Source organism: Sphingopyxis sp. Soil_C_28 (assembly GCF_057657055.1).
Genome location: NZ_JBDGJE010000002.1, coordinates 146238 through 157254, shown reverse-complemented (window position 1 = coordinate 157254; position 11017 = coordinate 146238). Strand labels below are relative to the sequence as shown.

At 67.4% G+C, this 11017-nt stretch carries 13 protein-coding genes; 7 read left to right on the top strand and 6 right to left on the bottom strand.

The genetic code is table 11. The features are described 5' to 3' along the window. Positions 1-51 precede the first annotated feature (51 nt). Positions 52-513 (bottom strand): DUF3576 domain-containing protein, encoded by a 462-nt coding sequence (locus tag AC3A43_RS08940; RefSeq protein ID WP_487792191.1) that lies wholly within the window; start codon positions 511-513, stop codon positions 52-54. Positions 514-792: 279 nt separating this feature from the next. Here AC3A43_RS08940 and AC3A43_RS08935 point away from each other — a divergent pair, with 279 nt between their 5' ends. Continuing rightward, positions 793-1500, top strand: a complete 708-nt coding sequence (locus tag AC3A43_RS08935; protein WP_487792190.1) for a hypothetical protein — start codon at positions 793-795, stop codon at positions 1498-1500. Here AC3A43_RS08935 and AC3A43_RS08930 read toward each other — a convergent pair. Continuing rightward, positions 1473-2087, bottom strand: a complete 615-nt coding sequence (locus AC3A43_RS08930; RefSeq protein WP_487792189.1) for a thiamine phosphate synthase — start codon at positions 2085-2087, stop codon at positions 1473-1475. The two genes, AC3A43_RS08935 and AC3A43_RS08930, sit on opposite strands and share 28 nt — an antisense overlap. A 57-nt stretch (positions 2088-2144) precedes the next feature. Between AC3A43_RS08930 and AC3A43_RS08925 the strand changes: the two genes are divergently transcribed. Further along, the gene (locus AC3A43_RS08925) at positions 2145-2804 is read left to right on the top strand and encodes a YggS family pyridoxal phosphate-dependent enzyme (RefSeq protein ID WP_487792188.1); all 660 of its coding nucleotides are present in this window, start codon (positions 2145-2147) and stop codon (positions 2802-2804) included. A gap of 127 nt (positions 2805-2931) precedes the next feature. On the opposite strand, the gene AC3A43_RS08920 is transcribed toward AC3A43_RS08925, so the two are convergent. Beyond that, positions 2932-3444, bottom strand: a complete 513-nt coding sequence (locus AC3A43_RS08920) for a DUF4402 domain-containing protein (protein WP_487792187.1) — start codon at positions 3442-3444, stop codon at positions 2932-2934. A 95-nt stretch (positions 3445-3539) separates the two neighbouring features. Between AC3A43_RS08920 and AC3A43_RS08915 the strand changes: the two genes are divergently transcribed. From AC3A43_RS08915 to AC3A43_RS08895, 5 genes are all read left to right on the top strand, one after another. Then, entirely contained in the window at positions 3540-4613 is a 1074-nt protein-coding gene (locus tag AC3A43_RS08915) for a type III polyketide synthase (protein ID WP_487792186.1), read from the top strand. Next, positions 4610-5323: a methyltransferase domain-containing protein gene (locus tag AC3A43_RS08910; protein ID WP_487792185.1), complete on the top strand. Its 714-nt coding sequence runs from the start codon at positions 4610-4612 to the stop codon at positions 5321-5323. Before AC3A43_RS08915 ends, AC3A43_RS08910 begins: the two co-directional genes overlap by 4 nt. Then, positions 5320-6417, top strand: a complete 1098-nt coding sequence (locus tag AC3A43_RS08905; protein WP_487792184.1) for an NAD(P)/FAD-dependent oxidoreductase — start codon at positions 5320-5322, stop codon at positions 6415-6417. The genes AC3A43_RS08910 and AC3A43_RS08905 overlap by 4 nt, the downstream gene beginning before the upstream one ends. Positions 6418-6512: 95 nt before the next feature. Next, positions 6513-6920: a peptide-methionine (R)-S-oxide reductase MsrB gene (gene msrB, locus AC3A43_RS08900; RefSeq protein ID WP_487792183.1), complete on the top strand. Its 408-nt coding sequence runs from the start codon at positions 6513-6515 to the stop codon at positions 6918-6920. A 55-nt stretch (positions 6921-6975) separates the two neighbouring features. Further along, complete coding sequence (locus tag AC3A43_RS08895) at positions 6976-9150, top strand: transglycosylase domain-containing protein (RefSeq protein ID WP_487792182.1); 2175 nt, start codon at positions 6976-6978, stop codon at positions 9148-9150. A gap of 6 nt (positions 9151-9156) precedes the next feature. On the opposite strand, the gene AC3A43_RS08890 is transcribed toward AC3A43_RS08895, so the two are convergent. Genes AC3A43_RS08890 through AC3A43_RS08880 form a run of 3 tightly spaced genes read right to left on the bottom strand, consistent with a single transcriptional unit; the run spans position 9157 to position 10953 of the window. Then, the gene (locus tag AC3A43_RS08890; protein WP_487792181.1) at positions 9157-9888 is read right to left on the bottom strand and encodes a M48 family metallopeptidase; all 732 of its coding nucleotides are present in this window, start codon (positions 9886-9888) and stop codon (positions 9157-9159) included. Next, positions 9869-10321 carry a YcgN family cysteine cluster protein gene (locus AC3A43_RS08885; protein ID WP_487792180.1) on the bottom strand — a complete coding sequence of 151 codons (453 nt, stop codon included), beginning with the start codon at positions 10319-10321 and terminating at the stop codon, positions 9869-9871. Before AC3A43_RS08885 ends, AC3A43_RS08890 begins: the two co-directional genes overlap by 20 nt. Then, positions 10309-10953, bottom strand: a complete 645-nt coding sequence (locus AC3A43_RS08880) for an SCO family protein (protein WP_487792179.1) — start codon at positions 10951-10953, stop codon at positions 10309-10311. Before AC3A43_RS08880 ends, AC3A43_RS08885 begins: the two co-directional genes overlap by 13 nt. Positions 10954-11017: the final 64 nt, after the last annotated feature.

Below are 11017 nucleotides of genomic sequence, written 5' to 3'. Positions count from 1 at the left end.
GTCGGTTACCCCGTTTGTCTGTGTTGGTGGCGCGATGGACGCGCCGCCGGATTAGTCCCTGATGGCGCCGCGGCGCAGGTCGCGGGCGCGAGTAAGGATGATTTCCTCAAGCTTTTGAACCGTTGCCGCCTGAACCGGCGCATCGACCCAGGTGCCGCCCTGTGCCACCTGGCGCGAGGCCGCGACACGGAGCGCGTCGGCGCGCAGGTCGCGGTCGAGGATCGACACGGTGACCTTCATCCGCTCGCCGGGGTTCGCCGGGTTCGCATACCAGTCGGTGATCACGACGCCGCCGGACGAATCGGCCTGGAGCAACGGCATGAACGACAGCGCATCGAGCGAGGCGCGCCACAAATAGCTGTTGACGCCGATCGTGGTCACCTGGCTGGCGGCGAGGTCGGCGCGCGGCCGATCCTTCTTCGCGCAGGCCGAAAGCCCGAGTGCCGTAAGTCCGAGCAGCACGACCGTGGCCGAACGACGGCCGAGCTTGGCAGGGACGGAAAGCTGGAACATGCCGATAACACCTTATCTTTTGAACGCCGCCGGAACAGGAAACCGGGCCGCGTATAACGGAATTGTCAGCGTCTCTATCGCCCTTGCCGCCGTCGGGCAAGCGCGGCAATTCAGGCCGCCTCGCCGTTCAGATTCTGGTCAGATTCGGAATGCACTGTGACGATCGCGCAACAATTTCGGCAAAAAGCGGAATCGTTGCAATAATTTGGCGGGATTCGCTGGCAATATCGCGGTGGTCGCCCTATTTGATGAGTCGATTGGGGTTGGAGTCGCAGAATCATGGCGCGCACATCGCGACATCTTTGGAAGGGAAGTCTCACTGCTTTGGCGGTGGCTTCGCTTGCGCTCCCGCCAGCCCTCGCCGCGATGTCGCGCACCGACGGCATCCGCGATACCGCGCTGTCCGAAACATTGCTCGGCCAGTTCACGCCCGCATCGGGTGATCCGCGCCTGATCGCGCGTTACACCCAGATGTCGGCCGAACAGCGCTTCAGCTTCACTCCGGCGCTGACCGACGAAGGCCGCAAGAATCGCGCGATCACCGTCGTGATTCGCGCGCGCGACGACGCATCGAGTGCGACGCGCACGTCGGCCATCGCCGCCGGCCGGACCGCGCCGGTCGCGATCGCGCCGGTCAAATATAATCTCGGCGCGTCGGTCGGTTTCGAGAAATTCGTTACGCCGACGCTGCCGCGCGGTACCGACCTGCGCAACCTGCCGGTCGCGAAGGCGCCCGAGCAGGACGAGAAAAAGTCGCGCTTCGCCACGCGTATGGTCAACCGCCCAAGCGACCCAAGCGGGGCAACCGATCGCGTCACCGCTCCCGGCGAAGCGTCCGCCGTCGATGTCGTCAGCAGCTATCGCCTGACCAAGAATATCGATGTCACCGCGGGCGTGCGGTACAAGAGCGACGACCGCGTCGAACCGCTGACCGATACGCGGCGCGACAGCCAGGCGGTCTATGTCGGAACCGCGTTCCGCTTCTGACGCTGCCGGCGCTTAGCCGCTATCTCGTCCCACGCATCGATCGCCGCCCATCCCGAGCTGATTCGGCTCACGCGCTTTAGTGCGCGTGCGCGCGCCGCCGTCATTCCGCCCAACGCGATCGCCTGCGCGCCCGACAGACGTGCCAGCCGCAACCACGCGGCGCGGCCAAGCGCCCGGGCGCCGGGGTGCGACCGGGTCGAATGGAGCGGCGAGATAAACACGCCGTCCGCCCCGCACCGGCGGGCGCGGCGCGCTTCGCGGGCGTCGTGGACGGGCATCGTTGCCGACAGACCCAGCCGATGGGCCGGCGCCGCGCGGTGCGCCCCATGCTGCCGGAGATGGACGCCATCGGCACCCCAGCGTCGCGCGGTCTGTGGTGAATCGGCAAGCAGCACGGTCAAGCCCCGCGCCCGCGCGGTACGCATCAACCGCCGCAGGAGGCGCCAGCGCGCGCCGGGCGGCAGGCTGTCGTGGCGCAGAACGATCCCGCTGCCGGGCGGAAGCAGCGCCGCGAGTGCGACAATACCGGCCTTGAGCCGCTCGTCGCTGAACAGCCATCGCGTCGGCAGGGGGTGGCGCCCGGTCATCGCCCTTTCTATAGGCGCGTCGCGGGCGCGCGCAACGCGCGGGATGGAAACGAGACGATGAGCGAAGCAGCAGACCGGCTGGCCGACGTGCAGGCCCATATCGCAGACGCCGCGAAACGCGCGCAGCGGCGGACCGACGATATCTGCCTGATCGCGGTGTCGAAGACGCATGAAGCCAGCGCTATCCGCCCGTTGATCGCGGCGGGCCAGCGCCATTTCGGCGAGAACCGCGTGCAGGAAGCCGCGGCAAAATGGCCCGAACTGCGCGCCGAAACCCCCGATGTCACACTCCACCTGATCGGCCAGCTGCAATCGAACAAGGCCGAGGAAGCGATCGCGCTGTTCGACGCGATTCATTCGCTCGACCGCAGCTCGCTGGTGCAGGCGCTTGCGAAAGCTTGCCAAAAGGCGGGCAAACAGCCGCGGCTGTTCGTCCAGGTCAATATCGGCAACGAAGAACAAAAAGGCGGCTGCGCGGTCGCCGACCTGCCCGCATTGCTGACCGAGGCGAGGGACGCCGGGCTGACGATCGAGGGGCTGATGGCGATCCCGCCCGCCGACATCGAACCCGCGCCCTTTTTCGCGCTGCTCGACGAACTCGCCGAACGCCACGGGCTGCCGTTCCGATCAATGGGGATGAGCAGCGATTATGAGACCGCAGTGATGCTGGGCGCGACGCATGTGCGCGTCGGAACGGCGCTTTTTGGAAGTCGCTGAACGGTCGGCCGCAAACGACCTAAGCAAGTCCGCGCCAGCGACTTCGCGGGGGCGAGGGTCATGGTGTTAAACGGGCAACGTCCGCTCCCAACTTCGAGCTGACTTTTCCAACCCGGGAATTGCGCTGCTATTGATATTCGACCGTCACCGGAATGCGTCCGCGATAGTCGCCGTCGTCGAGCGCCGCGACCTGCAGCCGGCCGCCGAAGCGGAATTGCAGGCGGCCGTCGGCGCCGAGCCGCGGTGCGGCGGAGAGGTCGGTGACGAGGCCGGTGACGCGCGCGGTGCGGCCATGGCTGCCTTCGAGATCGACGCTCGCGGGAAGGATGACACGCACCTCGGCGCCGGGTTCGCCGCGTACGGTAACGACGCCGGTCAGCGCAAAACCGCCCAGGTCGACGACATCGCCGCGCACGCGGCGCGCGCCCGACAACGGGTCGAGTTCGACCTCGCCCCCCATTGCACCGACCGCGACGCGGCCCATGTCGAGCTGCGTTTCGACATCGACGCGCAACGGCACCTCGGCCTTGCGAACCGTGGCGCCCTCCACCTTGTCCTGCGCGCAGAGCATGCATTGCGCCGTCGCGGCGGGCACGCCGGCGAAGGCCAGTACAAGTCCAAGGAAAAGACGCAGTTTCACAGTGATAACACTAGCCCAGCCATGGTTAAGCCGCGGTAAAGCAACGGGGGCGCTAATCGCTGGCCAGTTTCCCGCTTTTCGGCCACATGTGCGCGATGAATATATCCCTGCCGTCCCCCCGGCTGAACGCCCTCGCCACTGCGGTGCCGGGGCATGATATCCATCGGGCCTTTATCGAGTGGGCAACGCCGCGGCTGACCGACGATCGGGTGCGCGCGATCTTCACGCGCATGACCACACGGTCGGGGATCGATCATCGCTGGTCGGTGCTTCCCCCCACGCCGACCGGCGGATCGCCAGTCGGGGCCGGCGGATTTTACGATGTCCCCGGTTTGCCGCCGACGTCGGTGCGAATGCGCGCCTATGCAGAACGTGCGCCCGAACTGGCGCTGCAGGCGATTGCAAAACTGGGCGATGCCTTCGATCCGGCGCGCGTCACCCACATCGTTGTCGCGAGTTGCACCGGCTTCGTTGCGCCGGGAATCGATCAGATTCTCGCGCGGCGGCTGGGCCTCGCCCCGACCGTCGAGCGCGTGCTGATCGGCTTCATGGGCTGTTATGCGGGCGTCACCGCGCTGCGCACCGCGCGCCATATCGTGCGGTCCGAGCCCGATGCGGTGGTGCTGGTGGTCAGCGTCGAATTGTCGACGCTGCACCTCAGCCTCGCCGACGAACCTGAACCCTTGCTCGCGATGCTCCAGTTCAGTGACGGCGCAGCAGCGGGAATCGTCTCGACTGCGCCGCACGGATTCGAATTGGGCGAAGGCCGCAGCCTCGCGCTCGACGACAGCGCCGACCTGATCCGCTGGGACATCGGCGACAAGGGCTTCGAGATGACCTTGTCGGGTGAGGTGCCGGGGCGGTTGCGCGAAACGTTGGCCGATTCCGGCGTGCAGCGCGAATTGTTCGGCGATGGCGGCGCGCCGCCGCTGCTTGCGGTCCACGCCGGCGGGCGCTCGGTGCTCGATGCCGTCGAACATGCGCTGGACGTTCCCCCGCCAGCGCTCGACGACAGCCGCGCCGTGCTCGCGCGCTTCGGCAATATGTCGTCGGCGACGATCCTGTTCGTGCTCGCCGACATGATGGCGCGCGGCGCAAAGGGGGAGGGCATTGCCATCGCCTTCGGCCCCGGGCTCGCCGCCGAAGCGATCCGCTTCACCGCACCATGAACCCCTTCACCAGCCTTCGTGCGCCGATCGACGCCGAGGAGGAGATGGACGCGGCCGAGCTGCCGCCCGAACTATATGCCCGCGTCCTCGCCGACCTGTCGCGCATCAACGGCCTGACGATGGCGCCGCGTCCGACACTGCGCTTTCTCGATCGGGTCCGCGCGCGCGGTGTGGGGACACGGCCCTGGCGCATCCTCGACGTGGGGTTCGGCGCGGGCGACATGCTCGCGAGAATATCGCAGTGGGGCGAAAAGCGCGGGGTCGCGCTTGAGCTTGCCGGCGTCGATCTCAATCGCAAGAGCGAAGCGGTGGCCGCGGTGCGGCTCGGCGAACGGGCGCGGCTGATCACCGGCGATTATCGGAGTCTCGCGGGGCAGCGGTGGGATATCATCATCTCCAGCCTCGTCACCCATCATATGACGCCGGCGCAGCGCGCCGAATTCCTGTGCTTCATGGAGGCCGAGGCGGGGCGCGGCTGGCTGGTCAACGACCTCCACCGCCGACGCCTGCCCTTTGCAGGCTATCCGCTGCTCGCGACATTGGCACGGGTCGATCCGATCGTCCGCCGCGACGGGCAATTGTCGGTCGGGCGCAGCTTTCGCCGCGCCGAATGGAAGGCGATGCTCGCCGACGCCTTGCCCGAAAGCGCCGATGCCTGCCGCATCTTTCGCAGCTTCCCCTATCGGCTTTGCGTCGAGCGCGTCCGGTGACCGACGCGATCGTCGTCGGGGCCGGACCCGCAGGGGCGGCGGCGGCGATCGGGCTGGCCCGTGCGGGCGCCGACACGCTGCTGCTCGAACGCACGCACGAAACGGGCGACGCGCTGTGCGGCGGGTTTCTGAGCTGGCAGACGCTGGCCCGGCTCGAAAGGCTCGGCATCGAGCGCGCGACGCTGGGCGGGCAGGCGGTGGCACGGGTCCGGTTGTTCGCAGGCCGGCGGCACAGCGAAACCCCGCTGCCCGCTCTCGCGATGGGCGTGTCGCGCCGGCGTCTCGACAGCGCGTTGCAAGCGGCCGCGAGCGAATCCGGCGCAGCGCTGGAGCGCGGCGTTCATGCAACCGCGCTCGACGATGGCAGCGTGCAGACACGCGATGGCGCCGTTCTGGGCGCGCCCGCGTTGTTCCTCGCGGCGGGCAAACACGGCTTTCGCGGCTTTCCCCGCGACCCCGAACCCTGGCAGCGCGCCGATCCGGTGATGGGGCTGCGGCTCCGGCTGCCGCCGAATCCGGCGCTCGACCGATTGGTCGACGATGCGGTCGAGCTCCATTTGTTCGATCGGGGCTATGCCGGGCTGGTCCGGCAGGAGGATGGCAGCGCCAATTTGTGCCTCGCCGCGCACAAGTCGCGGCTCGACGCGGTCGGCGGAGACCCGGCCGCGCTACTCCGCGCATTGGGCGATGCGCATCCGCGGCTTGGCGAGCGCCTGGCGTTTGCCGACGGGTCGCACGGCATCGATGCGATCGGGCATGTCCCCTATGGCTGGCGGACACGGGATACCGCCCCCGGCCTGTTCCGGCTGGGCGATCAGGCGGGGGTGATTCCGAGCCTCGCCGGCGAGGGGATGGGACTGGCTTTCGCAAGCGCCGCGGCCGCGGTGGCGGCCTGGCATCACGGCGGAGCAAGCGCGGCGCCCGGTTTTCAGCGGAGCCTGTCGGCCCGCATGGCGCGCCCTTTCGCCATCGCGAACCGCGTCTGGCGCGCCGGCGAAAGCCCGCGGACGGCGGGCGGCCTGACCCTTTTGGCGTCATGGGTGCCGCCGCTGGTGCGCTGGGCGATGCACGCGACGCGGATCGCCGGCGACTGAGCCCGCCCCCTTGCCGGACAAGGCTTTCGATCCGATATTATGACCAACAGCGCCGCCGCCGGACACCGGCCCGCGCGCCGAAGGAGCAATCGATCATGGCCGATCCGAAAACCGAAAAGACGCTCGATCCGATGGCGCACCATGTGCTGCGCGAAGGCGGCACCGAACGGGCGTTCACCGGCAAATATACCGATCACAAGGGCGACGGCGTGTATCGCTGCGCCGACTGCGGCGAACCCCTGTTCGACAGCCGCACCAAATATGACAGCGGATCGGGCTGGCCGAGCTATACCGCACCTGCCGAAGGCGGTGCCGTCACCGAAGTAACCGACACCAGCCACGGCATGAGGCGCACCGAAGTGCGCTGCGCCAAATGCGAAGGCCACCTCGGCCATGTGTTCCCCGACGGCCCCGGACCCACCGGCCTGCGCTATTGCATCAACAGCGCGGCGCTTGACTTCGAGGGGCGCGGGCAGGATGAGGCATCAACCGGCAAGGACTGAAAACGCCTTCCCGGACTGACGCATCAGGGGCGCAGTGAGGGAAGGAAATCGGGCTTTGCGCCGCGAAAGACAGCAGGCTTCGTCGAATAAATCGTCATCGTCCAGCAAAGGGAACGGCACGTCCGGTGACGCGCCGTCCCGATTTCGCGTCTGGGTCCGGCGAATCTTCCGCTGGGGCCTTGGCCTTGCGGTTGTCGGCCTTGTCGCGCTTGGCGTCGCGGTCGGCATCGCGGTGCAGCGCATGCCGAGCTTCGAGGAGCTCAAGAAATCGCCCGCGGGCCAGACGATCCGCGTCCGCGCCGCCGATGGCACCGTATTCCTGTCGCTCGGGCCGAATTATGGCCGCTGGCTGACCCTGCGCGAAACGCCGCAGGTGATGCAGGACGCGATGGTCGCGGTCGAGGACCGGCGCTTTCGCTATCATCCGGGGCTCGACCCCGTCGGCATGGTGCGCGCAGCGGCGGTCGCGGTCCAGAATCGCGGCAGCGGACGCCGCCTGCAGGGCGCATCGACAATCACCCAGCAGCTCGCGCGCAATATCTTCCTGTCGAACAGCTATGATTTCAAGCGCAAGGCGCGGGAGATGATCCTCGCGCTCGCGCTCGAATGGAAATTCTCGAAGGACGAGATTCTCGAGCTGTACCTGAACAAAGTTTATTTCGGCGGCGGCAGCTATGGCATCGACGCCGCGTCGAACAGCTTTTTCGGGCATAGCGCGACCGAAATGTCGCTGTCCGAGGCAGCCGTGGTTGCGGGACTTGTGAAGGCCCCGTCGCGCTATTCGCCGACCGCCGATGCCCAGGCCGCGCTCGGCCGCGCCGGCGTGGTACTGAGCGTCATGGTCGACGCCGGGGTTATCACCCAGGCGCAGGCCGACAGCGCCGAACCCGCGAATGTCCAGCTCGCGAAGGAAACCGGGCAGAACAGCGCACGCTATTTCAGCGACTGGGCGCTGCCGCAGCTCGACATGCTGATCGACGAGGGCAGCGACGCACTCGACGTTTATACCACGATCGATCTGGGCATGCAGCGCGCGGCGACCGCATCGATCCAGGCGAACACACCGGGCGGCGTCCAGGGCGCGCTGGTGTCGCTCGACCGCGACGGCGCAGTGCGCGCGATGGTCGGTGGCAAGGATTATGTATCGTCGAACTACAACCGCGCGACGCAGGCGCTGCGCCAGCCAGGATCGGCGTGGAAGCTGTTCGTCTATATGGCGGCGCTGGAAGCCGGTTACAAAGTCGGCGATCAGGTGGTCGACGAGCCCGTGACGATCAACGGCTGGTCGCCGCGCAACTCATCGGGCCGCTTCTCCGGCACAATGGATCTGCGCAGCGCCTTTGCCTATTCGGTCAATACCGTGGCGGCAAAGCTGGGCGACGAAGTCGGTTTTTCCTCGGTCGCCAACATGGCGCGCCGCTTCGGGATCACGACACCGATCAACACCCACCCATCGATGGTGCTCGGCAGCGCCGAGGTCCGCGTCATCGACATGACCGCGGCCTTTGCCGCCGTGTCGCGCGGCGGCGTCTCGGTCCAGCCCTATGGCATCACCAAGGTGACGACCGCCGACGGCCGCCTGCTCTATCAGCGCCCCGCCGAACGCGGGCAAACGCTCGTCGATCATTGGGTCGCCGCGGGGATCACCGACCTGCTCCAGACCGCGGTCAACACCGGAACCGGCAAGGCGGCGCAGATCGGCCGCCCCGTCGCGGGCAAGACCGGGACGACGTCAAGCAACAAGGACGGCTGGTTCCTCGGTTTCTCGAGCGGGATCACGACGGGCGTGTGGATGGGCCGTGACGATGCGAAAGCGGTCGGCGGGCTGCAAGGCGGCCGAGCGCCCGCCAAGGCCTTTGCCGATTATATGCGTATCGCGGTCGCGCGGCGCCCGGTCGAACAGTTCGACACCGAAGTCGTGCTGCCCGAATGGCAACTCGAGGACGAAGGCCAGGCCTATATGGGCGAACCCGGCGAGGAAGGGCTGGTCGACGATAATGGCATGCCGATCGAGCTGCCATATGACAGCCGTCCGCCCGAAGGCACCGAACCCGCGCCGCCGCAATCGGACGACGCGCCGGTGCTCGACCAGCAATGGATCGAGGAGCAGACCGGCCGGCGCGGGCCCGGCGACAATGGCGGGCAGCCCAAGATGATTACGGTTCCGAAAGCGCCGCCGCCGGCCGCCAAGTCACAACCGCCGCGAAACCAGCCGGGCGATTCGAACTAGGCCGGATCAGACCGCGAAACGATAGCGGTGGAGCGCGCGCCCCTCGCGGCGCAACCACTGCCGCGCGATCGCGACATCGCCGTCGTGGAGTTCATCGACAAGCGCGTGAAAATCCGGGCCATGGTCCATATGCCGCAGATGCGCGACCTCGTGCGCCACGGTCGCGCGGCGGACATGATCGGGCGCCATGACGAGCCGCCAGCTGTAGCGCAGATCGCCATCGTGGGTGCAGCTGCCCCAGCGGCTGCGCGGATCGCCGACGCAGACGCGGCCGACCGATAGCCCTGCGGCGGCGGCAATCTCGCGGCTTTCGCGTTCCATCAGATCGAGCGCCTGACCCTTCAGCCAGCGCTCGATGCGCCGGCCAACGCTTTCGGCGGGACCGCCGACGCGCAGACTGTTCGCGTCAAGCCGGATCGCGCGGGGCGCGGTTGGCGTCCAGTCGATGTGGCGGTCGATGCCGAGAAAGGGAACCGCCGCGCCGGGCCCGACGATCACCGGCAAAGCCGCCTTGCCGACCTGCTCCGCCAGCCAGGCCTGTTGTTCGCCCGCCCATTTCAATGCCGCGCGCTCGTTGGTGCGCCGCGGCACCGTCAGCCGCAACTCGCCCCGCGCGCCGTCGAAGACAAGGCGATAGCGGCGCGATTGCGCGTGGCGAACGACGCGCACCGGCCAGGCGTCGTCACCGACCCAGATATGCGGCCCATCGGGCGCGAAGTCAGACGATGCGTTCGACAAGATGATTCTCGAGCGGCCCGGCCATATCTTCGCCAACGGTCCAGCCGACGATCGATTCGCCCGCGCGATGCACGGCGTCGCGGTCGCCGCAGACGAGATAATGCCAGTCGGGCAAAGGCTCGCCTTCGGCACGCAAGCGATAGGCGCAGCTTTGCGGCAGCCATTCGATATCGGCGACTTTCGCCTTGGTCAGCGTCAGGCAGTCGGGAACATGGCGGCGGCGATGCTTGTAATCGCCGCAGCGCGCGGTGGAGAGATCGAGCAGGCGACACGCGACGTTGGTGGGATAGATGCGCCCCGTGTCCTCATCCTCCAGCTTGTGCAGACAGCATTTCCCGCAGCCGTCGCACAAGGCCTCCCATTGGCCGGCGTCGAGGCTGGCAAGCGGCGCTTCCCAGAAGGGTTGCGCCTCACCACGCATCATTTCACCCATTTCGCCAGCTCGGCGGCGACCGCAGCGGGGGCGCCCTCATCGGCATCCGACGAGGGATCATCGAGCGGCAGCAGCGCCAGCGGCTTGCCCGCCGGATCCATCAGGAAGGCAAGCTGGCTGTGCGCCATCAGATAGCGGTCGGGCGCCGAACCCTCGACCTTGTTATATGTCACGACATAGGCCTTCGCGACCGCGGCAATCTGTTCGGGCGTGCCGGTCAGGCCGAGGAGGCGCGGGTGATAACGCGCAACGAAAGGCTTCAGCGCTTCGGGTGTGTCGCGCGCCGGATCGACGGTGATGAACAGCGGGGCAATCTTGGCGCCGCGCGCGGCATCGGTCTTTTCGAACTGCGACAGCCCGCGCATCAGCTTTTGCAGATCGACCGGGCAGATGTCGGGGCAGAAGCTGTAGCCGAAATAGACGAGGCGGTATTTGCCTGCGAAATCGGTGTCGCGAACGGTCTTGCCGGTCTGGTCGGTGAGCGTGAAAGCGCCCCCGATGCGCGCGCCTTCGAGCGGCGGTTTGGCGGACGGTGCGTCGGCCGCGCCGTTGCACCCCGCCAATGCCGCACCAAATAAGACGATCAGGCTTGCGCGGACCAGCCTTTGTCCCATATTTGCGATATTCATCATGCAGCCAGCCTTGGTCGGCTAGCCGCCGAAAATCAACCATTGTCGTCGCATCTGCGGCGGACAA

Bases quoted from the DNA above. Each gene is read 5' to 3' on its own strand.
- AC3A43_RS08935 (WP_487792190.1), top strand. From the start codon at position 793: ATGGCGCGCACATCGCGACATCTTTGGAAGGGAAGTCTCACTGCTTTG.
- AC3A43_RS08880 (WP_487792179.1), bottom strand. From the start codon at position 10,953: ATGATGAATATCGCAAATATGGGACAAAGGCTGGTCCGCGCAAGCCTG.
- AC3A43_RS08930 (WP_487792189.1), bottom strand. From the start codon at position 2,087: ATGACCGGGCGCCACCCCCTGCCGACGCGATGGCTGTTCAGCGACGAG.
- AC3A43_RS08910 (WP_487792185.1), top strand. From the start codon at position 4,610: ATGAACCCCTTCACCAGCCTTCGTGCGCCGATCGACGCCGAGGAGGAG.
- msrB (WP_487792183.1), top strand. From the start codon at position 6,513: ATGGCCGATCCGAAAACCGAAAAGACGCTCGATCCGATGGCGCACCAT.
- AC3A43_RS08925 (WP_487792188.1), top strand. From the start codon at position 2,145: ATGAGCGAAGCAGCAGACCGGCTGGCCGACGTGCAGGCCCATATCGCA.
- AC3A43_RS08915 (WP_487792186.1), top strand. From the start codon at position 3,540: ATGAATATATCCCTGCCGTCCCCCCGGCTGAACGCCCTCGCCACTGCG.
- AC3A43_RS08885 (WP_487792180.1), bottom strand. From the start codon at position 10,321: ATGGGTGAAATGATGCGTGGTGAGGCGCAACCCTTCTGGGAAGCGCCG.
- AC3A43_RS08940 (WP_487792191.1), bottom strand. From the start codon at position 513: ATGTTCCAGCTTTCCGTCCCTGCCAAGCTCGGCCGTCGTTCGGCCACG.